The 11883-nt window shown below is 64.9% G+C and carries 5 protein-coding genes and 1 pseudogene; 4 read left to right on the forward strand and 2 right to left on the reverse strand.

Annotated features, from left to right (window positions below):
* A pseudogene (locus tag QP166_RS05825) lies at window positions 1–1356 on the reverse strand (DUF5117 domain-containing protein); the annotation flags it as partial.
* 74 nt (window positions 1357–1430) lie between these two features.
* Between QP166_RS05825 and QP166_RS05830 the strand changes: the two are divergent.
* From QP166_RS05830 to QP166_RS05845, 4 genes are all read left to right on the forward strand, one after another.
* Window positions 1431–1916, forward strand: coding sequence for an Lrp/AsnC family transcriptional regulator (locus QP166_RS05830; RefSeq protein ID WP_333915057.1), 486 nt, complete (start codon window positions 1431–1433; stop codon window positions 1914–1916).
* Window positions 1917–2401: 485 nt separating this feature from the next.
* Window positions 2402–5350, forward strand: a complete 2949-nt coding sequence (locus QP166_RS05835) for a TonB-dependent receptor plug domain-containing protein (RefSeq protein ID WP_333915058.1) — start codon at window positions 2402–2404, stop codon at window positions 5348–5350.
* A 26-nt stretch (window positions 5351–5376) separates the two neighbouring features.
* Window positions 5377–6978, forward strand: a complete 1602-nt coding sequence (locus tag QP166_RS05840; protein WP_333915059.1) for an amidohydrolase — start codon at window positions 5377–5379, stop codon at window positions 6976–6978.
* 124 nt (window positions 6979–7102) lie between these two features.
* Window positions 7103–8239 carry an endo-1,4-beta-xylanase gene (locus QP166_RS05845; RefSeq protein WP_333915060.1) on the forward strand — a complete coding sequence of 379 codons (1137 nt, stop codon included), beginning with the start codon at window positions 7103–7105 and terminating at the stop codon, window positions 8237–8239.
* A gap of 78 nt (window positions 8240–8317) precedes the next feature.
* Here QP166_RS05845 and QP166_RS05850 read toward each other — a convergent pair whose 3' ends face one another.
* Window positions 8318–11854 (reverse strand): TonB-dependent receptor, encoded by a 3537-nt coding sequence (locus QP166_RS05850; RefSeq protein ID WP_333915061.1) that lies wholly within the window; start codon window positions 11852–11854, stop codon window positions 8318–8320.
* Between the last annotated feature and the right edge of the window lie 29 nt (window positions 11855–11883).

Consider the following 11883-nt stretch of genomic DNA (forward strand, 5'->3'; position numbering starts at 1 on the left):
GCTGGCCGCGAAGTTGTGGGAGAAGCCTAGCGCGTGTCCGACCTCGTGCGCACCCAGCTGACGAATCCGGGCCAAGGCGACGCGGACCGGGTCGTTGGCGGTGCCCTTGTTTTCCTCCGCGGTGCCTACCAATGCCTCGAAAATAACGATGTCCTGGCGAAGACGGAGGCCCTCCAGGACGACATTGCCCTTGATGATCTCGCCCGTGCGCGGATCGGTGACACCGCCGCCGTACGACCAGCTTCGCGTCTGGCGCTCGTTCCAGTTGACGACATTGTAGCGCACGTCCTGCGGGTCGGCGTCGGGCGGGAGCACGCGCGCCGCGAAGGCGTCGATATAGCCGGCGGCGTCGAACGCCTGGTTCCACCACGCGACGCCCTCGATCAGTGCGGTGCGGATCGGCTCGGGCGCCTTGTTGTCGATGTAGAAGACGATCGGCTTGCGCACGCGCGAGCGCGCCGCGCCGGGATCAAGCTTCTCGATGCGGAAGTGGTTGGCATATTGCTGCAAGACGGGGGCGCCGAGCGGCGTGTTAAATTCGTAGACCGGGGTGGCGAAGGTGCCCGACCGAATATCGAAGCGGCGCGGGACGAAGCCGGGGGCGGGCAATCGGATCAGCGAGTGGTGGACGGTGAAGCTCACCTGACGCCCGTCGGGCGCGATCGTGTCGACCTCCTTGCCGGGCGTCTCCGACGCGTAGGTCTGCACCGCCTCCATTTCGATGTTGTCAGGGAACGCCTTGACCGAGCCAGGGTCGACCGCGCTGAGCGCGTCGATCAACTTGAACCCCTTCGCCTCGGCCTTGAGGCGGTCGGCGAGCCGCATCGTGTCGCGGAGCAGGAACGGCGCAAGATCGACCGTCACCGTGCCGTCGGGGGCGGATGACGCGACATCGAGCATCGCGATCGTGCTGAACGGGAAATCGGCGCTGGCGCCGCGCCGTTCGAGCGCGTCACCTGAGGACCGGTAGCGCGGGTTCTCGAACACGACGGCGACCTTTTTGCCGAGCCGCCGGAAGGCCAGCAACTGCGTGTCGCCGACCATGCCGTGATCGATGCGGATCGGCGCGGAGCCGAGCCCGGTCTTGAGCGCGGTGGCGTAGAGGAAGCGGCCCGACATGCCGTCGGCGTCAGGGCGGGGGAGCGTGACCAGCACCTTGCCGCTATCCCGCTCGACCGTCACCGGCAGCAGCGTGGGTGTGGCCGCGACGGTGGCGCGCTGCTGCGCGGTGGCCTGCACGGCTGCCGCGCTGGCAGCGATGAGGAGCGACACGCGCAGCGCGCGGCGGAGACGGTCAAAATGAGTCATGCGGCCCCTTTGTTTTGCAGTCGCGAAGAACGCTAACACAGATGTCATTGCGCATCCCGCCTCTTTCGATCACTCTGCCGGCGCAAATTGATGCTTTCGAACAATCCAAAGGGGGTTTGGCGATGGATTTCATCTCGACTGACCTGGATCAGACCGACTGCCGGCTGCTTGGCGAACTCTCGATCGACGGACGGATGTCCGATGTCGCGCTCGGCGAGCGCGTGAATCTGTCGAGCACCGCGACGGCGCGGCGGCGCAAGATCCTGGAAGAGCGTGGATTGATCGCAGGCTATACCGCCAGCCTCGATCTCGATCGGCTCGGCTATGGGATCATGGTGCTGGTGTCGATCGAGCTGAACTCGCAGGCGGAGCAGGCGCTGATCGAATTCGAAGAGGCGGTGATGCAATGCCCGTCGATGAGCTTTTGCAGCTTCGTTTCCGGCGACACCGATTTCGTGATGATGGTGCATGTGCGTTCGTTCAACGATTACGATCGCGTCTATCGCAGCGAACTGTCGCGGCTGCCGTATGTCGCCAAGATCCGCAGCAGTTTCATCATGCGGCAGGTCGCCCGGCGTGGCGTGCCGCCAGTGGTGTTCGAGCGGTAGTGGCTCAGTAGTCTGGATCGCTAAGGGTTTAGCGAGCCCGTGGGGCTCGCGCGCTCGCGGTGCGAGCGCACACCCTCACCCTGCTCCGACTAAGTCTTCGCTGCGCGAAGCCCAAGTCTGCGCAACCCTCTCCCCTCGGGGAGGAGAGAGGGCAGGGAAGCACCATTAAACAGCACCGAAACGGACCCTTTGCTTGATTTGTAATTGATCGAGGCTGTTCGCGATGAAAATCATCACGTCTCAGCCAAAGTGGCGTGAATTTTCCGAGGATCGCCCACCCCCTTACGTGCAAGCTTATAACCATCGAAGCGGTTGCTGGCGCATTAATGTTGCGCAAGGCGCTGCCGAGGGACGGTTGCACTCGCTAAACGCGGGGCAGGTCCGGTCGCATGTATGGCGCCGTGAAGGCGCACCGGCCGTGACGATTGAGACCGGGGAGAGCGATGCCAGCGAGGCTGGTCGATTCTTCTCGGGGGTGTGCGGACATGCAGATATCATCAGCGACGGCGCAGCGACGGCGTTACACGATCCGGCTCGCCAGAATGCTGCTGCTCGGAACGACGGCGACGGCGTGGGGCGGCGTCGCGGCGGCGCAAGTGCCCGTATCTTACGCAGCGCCGCAGCCGGCCGACGTTGCAACCGACACCGCTCCGGCCGACCCGATGGCGGTGCAGGATACCGGGGCCGACCCCGCCCCCGACGACATCGTGATCACCGGCAGTCGCATCGTCCGCGACGGATATAGCGCGCCGACCCCCGTTACCGTGCTGGGCGCAGCCGAACTGGCCGCGCAGCGCCCCGCCAACGTCTCCGACTTCGTCAACCAACTGCCGTCGATCGCGCAGGGCAGCACCGCGGCGAACAGCTCGGGCTCGCTGTCGAACGGCCTTGCCGGGATCAACTCGGTCAACCTTCGCGGGCTTGGCGCGGGACGGACGCTGGTGCTGCTCAACGGGCAACGATCGGTCGCCTCCGCGGTCAACGGCGTGGTCGACGTGAACACCTTCCCGCAGGACCTGATCGAGCGCGTCGAGGTGGTGACCGGCGGCGCGTCGGCGCAATATGGCTCTGACGCGGTCGGCGGTGTCGTTAACTTCGTCCTCGACGAGAAGTATCGCGGGATAAAGGTCGCTGCCGACACCGGCATCACGGAGCGCGGCGACGGCCACAATTACCGGTTCTCCGCGACGGTCGGCAAGTCGCTGGCGGATGACAGGCTGCACTTGCTCGCCAGCGCCGAATATTATCATCAGGACGGCGTCGCCACGATCGCGCGCGACTGGAACGATCGCGGTTATTTCCAGATCAACAATCCGGCCTACACCTCCACCAACGGCCTGCCGCAGCGGCTGGTCGGCGAGGGCTTCGGCCCGGCGACCTATACCGCGGGCGGGCTCGTTACGTCGGGGCCGTTGCGCGGCACCTATTTCCTTACGCCCGGCACCACCGGGCAGCTCAATTACGGTATTACCAACGCGACGTCCTCCCCGTGGATGATCGGCGGCGACTGGCGCACCACGCTCGCCGGACACGTCGGCACCAATTCATTGTTGCCGAACGAGAAGCGCATCAGCCTCTTCTCGCGGGTCGGCTTCGACCTGGCCCCCGACGTGCAGATTTACGGCCAGGTATCGTTCAACCGATATGAAGGGCAGAGCTTCTACCAGCAGACGCCGAGCACCGGCGTCACGATCCGCGCCGACAACGCCTACCTGCTCACGCAATTTCCCGATGTCGCCGCGCGCATGGCGGCGGCGGGTGTCTCGACGCTGTCGATCGGCACCTCCAACGCCGGCTTTCCCGTACCCGGCAGCGACAATCGTCGCGACGTTTATCGCTATGTCGGCGGGGCGAAGGGCAAGTTGAGCGTGTTCGACCGCAGTTGGTCGTGGGACGTCTATTACCAGCACGGCCTCACCAAGTCGCACGAGGAACTGACCAACACCTGGAACAACGCGCGCATGGCGCTGGCGCAGGACGCGGTGCTGTCGGGTGGCCAGATCGTCTGCCGCTCGACGCTGACCAGTCCGGGCAATGGCTGCGTGCCGATCGACCGGCTGGGGATCGATGGCCCGTCCGCTGCGGCGCTTGGCTACATCTACGGGACGGCGCAGCCGCAGCGCGACCAGTCGATCCAGCAGGATGTGGCGTCGGCGAGCATGAGCGGCACGCTGTTCGACCTGCCCGGCGGCGCGGCGGCGATCGCGTTCGGCGGGGAATGGCGCAAGGAACAGATCGACGGCCGCGTCGATCCGCAATTCAGCTCGGGCTGGCTGTACGGCAATTACCTGGTCAACCGCGGCGACTATAACGTGAAGGAGGGCTTCGTCGAAGTCGACCTGCCGCTGTGGAAGGGGCTGACGGTCAACGCCGCCGGGCGCTACACCGATTATTCCACGTCGGGTTCGGTGTTCACCTGGAAGGCCGGCGCGACGTTCGAGCCGATCCCGGACATCAAGTTCCGCGGCACCTATAGCCGCGACATCCGCGCGCCAAATCTGCAGGAATTGTTCGCCGCGGGGACGGCGCGTACCAACACCGTGATCCTCCCGGCCAACGCGCCCGTCATGGGATCGCAGCAGTTCCTCGAGAATACGATCGGCAACCGCGCGCTCGATCCCGAGAAGGCGAAGAGCTGGACGGTCGGTGCGGTGACGACGCCGCGCTTCCTGCCCGGCTTCACCGCTTCGTTCGACTATTACGATATCCGCATCAGCGATGCCATCGGGACGATCACGGCGCAGAACACGGTCGATTTTTGTTATTCCGGCACGACGCGCTATTGCGACAACATCGTCTACACCGGCGGTGCGCTCAGTTCGATCATCATCCAGCCGTTCAACTTTGCCAGCCAGGTCGAGAAGGGCTTCGACATTGCGGTGAGCTATCGCCGCGACCTTGCCGAGATTTCCTCCTCGCTACCCGGCCGTCTGACGATCAATGGCGCGGTGACGCATTATATCGAGAACGTCATCGACAACGGGATCTTCCCGATCGATTACGCCGGGGTCAATGGCGGCAGCCTGTCGGGGACCTATTCGTCGCCGAGCTGGCGCTACCGCGTCAGCGCCTTCTACGAGGTCGATCCGTTTACGCTCAACCTCGTCGGTCGCGGGTTCGGCGCCGGCGTGTACGGCAACGATTATATCGAGTGCACCAGCGGCTGCCCGACGTCGACGACGCGATATCGCACGATCAACGACAACGATATCGGCGGCGCCTTCTACCTCGACGCCTCGCTGGGCGTGAAGCTGCGCGCGGGCGACCGCGAGGGATCGCTGACGTTCATCGTCACCAACCTGCTCGACAAGCAGCCGCTGCTCGTCGGCAATGGCCCCGACGGCAACAACACGCCCGCTTATCCGCAAACGTCGCGCAGCCTCTACGACGTGCTCGGGCGCAGCTTCCGCGTCGCCTTCACCATGAACTTCTGACCGCCGAAACCAACGGGAGATACGATATGACGAGGTTCCGCAACGCCGTGACCGCGCTGCTGCTCGGTACGCTGATCGCACCGCAGGCGGCGCTGGCGCAGGCCGGCAAGGCGCTGAAGCGCGAGGCCGAGGAGAAGGTCGATGCGCAGGCCAAGGACATCCAGGTGATGGTCGACCAGGTGTTCAGCTATGCCGAGCCCGGTTTCCAGGAGGTGCGCACGTCCGCCTATCTCGAAGATGTGCTGGAGAAGGCGGGCTTTACCGTGACGCGCGGCGTCGCGGGCATCCCGACCGCGTTCACCGCGACCTGGGGCGAGGGTGGGCCGCTGATCGCGTTGGGCAGCGATATCGACGGGCTGCTGGGCGTGTCGCAATATCCGGGTATGGCCGAGGCCAAGGCGATGGTCGAGGGCGGTCCCGGTCACGGCGAGGGTCACAATGCCGGGCTGCCGCTGGTGATCGCGGCGGCGATCGCGACCAAGTCGGTGATGGAGAAGCACCACATTCCCGGGCGGCTGATGATCTGGCCGGGCGTTGCCGAGGAGCTGCTCGCGACCAAGGCCTATTACGTTCGCGACGGGCTGTTCAAGGGCGTCGACGCCTGCATCTTCACGCACGTCAGCAGCGAGTTCGGCACCGCTTACGGCGACTTCGGGATGAACGGCATGGTGTCGGTCGAGTATCAGTTCAAAGGCAAGACCGCGCATTCGGCGGGGATGCCGTGGGAGGGGCGCTCGGCGCTCGACGCGGTCGAGTTGATGGACACCGCGTGGAACTTCCGGCGCGAGCATCTGCCCGTCACGCAGCGTTCGCACTATGTCATCACCGATGGCGGCGGGCAGCCGAACATCGTGCCGGCGACGGCGGCGGTCTGGTATTATTTCCGCGACCGCAGCTTCAGCGCGATTAAGTCGATGTTCGAGACGGGCAACGAGATTTCGGAGGCCGCCGCCAAGTCGACCGGTACCACCGTCACTCACCGCGTGCTCGGTTATGCTGCGCCCAATTTCGGCAACAAGCCGATGGCCGAGGCGGCCTATGCCAATATCGCCGCAGTCGGGATGCCGCGCTGGTCGGCCGACGACCAGATCTTCGCCAAGGCGGTGCAGCAGGCCAACCAGCGCAAGGTCGAACCGCTCAAGGCCAAGGTGAGCGACCTGTCGACCCCCGAAAACCGCCCGCAGTCGATCGGCGGCGGGTCGGACGACATCGGCGATATCATGTGGGCGGTGCCGACGATCACGATCCGCTTCCCCTCCAATGTGCCGAACATGATCGGCCACCATCTCACCTCGGCGATGGCGATGGCGACCCCGATCGCGCACAAGGGCGCGGTGGCCGGCGCGAAGGCGGTGGCGATGACGGTGCTCGACCTGATGACCTCGCCCAAGTTGCTGGTGCAGGCCAAGAGCTATTTCAACGACGTGCAGTTGAAGACCGACACTTACGCGCCGCTGATCACGGCGCAGGACAAGCCGGCGATCTGGCTGAACGAGAAGATCATGCGCGAGATGCGGCCGCAGCTCGAGAAATTCTATTACGATCCGGCGAAATATCCCAGCTATCTCCAGCAGCTCGGGATCACCTATCCGAATGTTGCAGCGCCGGTTGCGTCGGCGGCACAATAAAGGCGCACGGCACGCCACCCTCATTGCGCGGGCGTGGCGTGCCGACGTTCTTTTCCGGGATATCTCTGGCGCTTGCCGTCGTTACATCGTGTACTCTGCGCACGGCGGAGCGCGAGGTGCGGGAATGAGCGAGAAGATCACGAGGCGTGCGAGCCTGGCCGGGGCGGTTGCCCTTCCTTTCGCGCTATCCGGCAATGCCCCGGCAGCCGAGGTCGGGCTCGATGCGGTGGCGCGGGGACGGGGGATGCGGTTCGGATCGGCCTTGTCGGCGCGGGCGCAGGGGGCGTCGATGGACAACCCGGCCTATGCCGCGCTGCTGCGCGCCGATTGCGGGCTGCTCGTCGCCGAAAACGAGATGAAGTGGCAGCACCTCAGGCCGGCGCCGGGCAAGTTCGACTTCGCCGCGTTCGACCGCATCATGGCGTGGGGGACGGCGAACCACATGGCGGTGCGGGGCCACAACCTGCTGTGGCAGCGCCGTAAGTGGATGCCGGTCTGGCTGGAGAAATACGACTTCGGCGCGCGCCCGGCCCGCGCTGCAGCCGACATTCTCGTCGAACATATCACGACGGTGACAAAGCGGTACGGCAAGCGGATCGAGAGTTACGACGTGGTCAACGAAGCGGTGACACCGGAAACCGGCGCGCTGGAGGAAACTGCGCTGAGCCAGGCGATGGGCGGTACGGAGGCGACGCTCGACCTCGCTTTCCGTACCGCGCACGCGCAGGCGCCGCATGCCGAGCTGGTCTATAACGATTACATGAGCTGGGAGCCGGGCAATGCCGCGCACCGGGCCGGGGTGTTGCGGTTGCTGGAAGGGTTCCGGCGACGCGGGGTGCCGGTCCATGCGCTGGGCGTGCAGTCGCATATCGTGACCGCCGGTCCCGATACGAGCGGCAGTGCCCGCGGCTATGAGCGCAACTGGCGGCAGTTCCTGGATGCGGTGACGGGCATGGGATACCGGCTGCTGATTACCGAGCTGGACGTGCGCGACAACGGCTTGCCGGCAGATCCGGCGGTGCGCGACCGCGGGGTTGCGGATTACGCGCGACGCTATCTCGACGTCATGTTCTCCTATCCGCAGCTTCGCGACGTGGTCGCGTGGGGGCTGTGCGACCGGTTCAGCTGGATCGGTCCGTTCGAGCCGCGCCCGGACAAGGCGGCGCGGCGGCCGTGTCCCTATGATGCCGATTACCGCGCCAAGCCATTGCGCGCGGCGATTGCGGCCGCATTTGCGAGGGCGCCGGCGCGGGGGACGTGAAGGATGGGGGGCTGTCTCGGTGAGACACGACCCCACCGCCGGCCCCTCCCTGAAGGGGAGGGGGCTCATTATCCTGCTTTAGTAATTGGCGCGCAGGATGACCGAGAAGCGGCGGTCGTTCGTGAAGTACGAACGGGGCGCCAGATCGTCGGAGCCGCCCTTGTACGCCTGAAGCAGCTTCGTGGTCGTGTTGGTCAGGTTCACACCCTGCACGCCCAGCTTTACGTAGCGATTGATGTTGATGAAGGCGGAGGCGTCGAGCTGCCCGGTCGCGTCGTTGAAGATCGACGTGTACGGGAAGATCACGTCGGCGGCGGTCAACAGGAACCGCGAGCGCCAGTTATATGCGGCGCGCAGCGAGATCGGTCCCTTTTCGTAGAAGGCGGTCGCGTTGAAGTTATGCTTCGACAAGCCTTCCAGCGGCAGATTGCCCTTCGGGATCGTCGATCCCGACGACGGCGTACCACCGTTCAGGAACGAGTTGGGAAGCCCCGAACTGTCGATGAAGGTGTAGTTGCCGTTGAAGCCGAGCCCGTTGAGGAAGCCGGGCAGGAAGTCGAAGGTCTGCTGATAGGCGACTTCGAATCCCTTGATCTTGCCCTTGCCGGCATAATTGGCGGGACCACGCGCCTGAATGTTCTGCGTGATGCCGTTGTTGGTGACCGAACGATTGACGAGCGACTGGTAGAAGAAGCCGTCGACGCTTTTGTAGAAGGCATCGATCGACAACTGGCCGACGCGCGCGAAATACCATTCGAGCGTGGCGTCGAACTGCCAGGCGGTGGCCGGCTTCAGATACGGATTGCCGGCGTTGATCGTGACGGTGCCCGATCCCGGCTCCAGCGCGTAGGTCACGTACGGACGGATGTTCGCGAAGTCGGGGCGGGTGAGCACCTTCGATCCGGCGAGGCGCACGATCAGGTCGCGCGTCACGCCAAGCTTCAGGTTCGCGCTCGGCAGGAAATAGCCATAGCTGTTGCTGAAGAACGCCGGCTGCGAGGCATAGCCATCGGTCGCGAAGGTGCGCAGTCGGTTGTATTCGGTCGCGCCGAGATTGCAGACGCCGCCGGGCTGGGTGACCTGCACCGTTCCATCGGGCAACTGCCGCGACGTGGCGACGCAGCGGGTGGAGAACGGATCGGCGACGCCGAGTTCGCTGCGGTTTGGTACGGCGGTTTCGGTGCGCGAATTCACCGTCGTGCGGACATAGCGCACGCCGATGTTACCGGAGACGCGAACGTCACCGAACAACGGCTCGTTGTTGCCGAACTGCAGCATTGCATAAGCGGCGGAGTCCATCTGGCGAACGTTCGACACTTCGGACGGAAGGAAGGCCGTGCCCGGGATCGCGCCTGTCCGCTGCCCCGCCCCGACGAACCGGTTGGTCGCCGTGGCACCGTTGGTGTTGCGCCAGATATCGTTCTGGGTCTGGAAGAAGCTGACCGCAGAGTTGTAGTCGTTGATGAGGTCGCCGTTGTAGAAATAGGCGCTCGGCGGCGCAGAGGTTTGGCCACGGTAGAAGTTGTTGAACGAGTAGAGCGAAGACTTGCTGGCGTCGCCCTGGTTGAAGGTGACCGGCGCACCCGACCAGATCTCGCTGATCGCGCCCCAGTTATACGCGGTGTAGCGCACGTCCTGCGTACGCTCGGCATAACGCGCGCCGAACTTGACGCGCTGCAGGAAGTCGCCGTCGTCAAACTTGTAGGCGAAGTCGCCCTTGACCTGATATTCCTCACCGACGCTGTGTTCGATGTGATCCATCGCCGCGCGCCAGAACTGGAAATCGCGGCTCGCGAAATATTCGCTGTCCGTGGCTGCGGCCATCGCCGGATTGGGCGTCGCCCAATTGGCGGCGAGCGTCAGCGGCTTGTGCGGGATGACATTGGGTAGCTTGCCGGTCAGGTCAACCTCGCTGTCCGCGAAGGTTGAGCCGAAGACGCTGAGATCGGTGACGTCGTGCTTGGCATAGGTATAGTCGACGTCGAGCCCGATCGACCAATGGTCATCCGGATTGATCTTGAGATTGAACCCGGCGTCCTTGACGAGATTCTCGTCATAGACCTGCCGCCGTGACAGCGATTGCTGCGCGCCGCCCGATGGCACCGTCGTCGTGGGCGAACCGCTTGAGGCCGTGCGCCAGCCCGCGCCCGGCAGCGTGATGAACCCGCTCTGGAACAGGCCATTGCTGTCGTAGACGTAGTTCGGATAGGCGCCGCCGGCCGGATTGTAGCCGTTGCCGCGCTGATTGTTGCCGAACACAAACTGGCCGGAGCCGTTCAGCTGGCACTCGGCGCGCGTCGTGGCGTTGCCGGCGCCGTTGACCGGCCCATTGCTGTTCTGCTGACAGCCGGCGGGATAGGTGCTGTATTCCGAAAGGTCGGGCGCGGTTTCGAACGTGTGTTCACCCCAGGCATTGCTGGAATGCGTGCGCAGGAATTGCGCGGTGAAGGTCGTGCGCTCGTCGTTGCTCTGCCACTGTACCGCCAGCGCCTGGCCATCGCGCTTACGGTCATAATCCTGGCTGCGGAACTGGCCGCCGATCGGCGCATAGGCGATCGCGGTCGGATCGGCGAAGCCGTCCGCGCCGGGCGTGCCGGCATTGCCGCAGACGTTGGCGGGATTGGGGAAGTTCCCGCCGCCGACGCCCGTCACCGAGCCCGGAAGCAGCGTGTTCGAGTCGGTGATGCCGGGCAGCTGGTTGCGGCAGGTGACCGTGGTGTTGGTGCCGGTGCCGGTCGCCGCCTGGACGCCGTCGCGTGTCTGGAAGTTGGTGACCTGAATACCGTCGGCACGGCTCTTGAGCCGCGAGTAAGAGGCGTTGGCGAGGAAGCCGAAGCGACCGATCGGCGTCTCCCACGTATTCGATACGAGCAGCGAGCCGGTCGGCGCCCACTTCTTGGCGAAGTCGCCGTAGTTCGCCTCGACGCCGCCACCGATGTGGAAGCCCTTGTTGTCGAAGGGCTTGCGCGTGTTGAGGTTGACGGTACCGGCGAGGCCGCCCTCGACCAAGTCGGCGGTCGCGTTCTTGTAGACCTCGACCGAGCCGAGCAGCTCGGAGGGCACGTCGGCAAAGTTGATCGCCTGGCCACCGATGCCGGCCGAGAAGGTGTCGCGGCCGTTGAATTCCGAGCGCACGAAGTTGAGGCCGCGAACGTTGACGCCCGAGCCTTCGACCGAGAAGTGATCCGGGTCGTTGTTGCCGGCGAAGCGGTTGATCGACACGCCGGGGACGCGTTGCAGCGCCTCGGTCACCGAACGGTCGGGAAGCGCACCGATATCCTGTGCGGTGATCGCGTCGACGACGGTGTCGGAATTGCGCTTGATCGCCTGTGCGTTGGCAAGGCTCTGGCGGATGCCGGTAACGACGACGTCGTTATCGCCCGCCGCATCGCTGGCGGGGACGTTGCCGGTCGATTGTGCGGCGGGATCACCACCGGGGGCGTTGACCGAGGCCGCGGCGCCGGCGGTGTTCTGGCCGCTGGCGGCACCGGTCTGTGCGAAGGCTGGTGCGCTCAACGCGAACACGCACATCGCGGTCGCGGATACGCCAGCAAGGATCGCCTTGTTGCGAGTCCGGGTATGGGCCCCGCGCGCGAGCAAAATCCCGTCGACCATCGTCAAATCCCCACCTAATTTCACACCTG

It is taken from the genome of Sphingomonas sp. LR60 (assembly GCF_036855935.1).
GTDB lineage: Bacteria > Pseudomonadota > Alphaproteobacteria > Sphingomonadales > Sphingomonadaceae > Sphingomonas.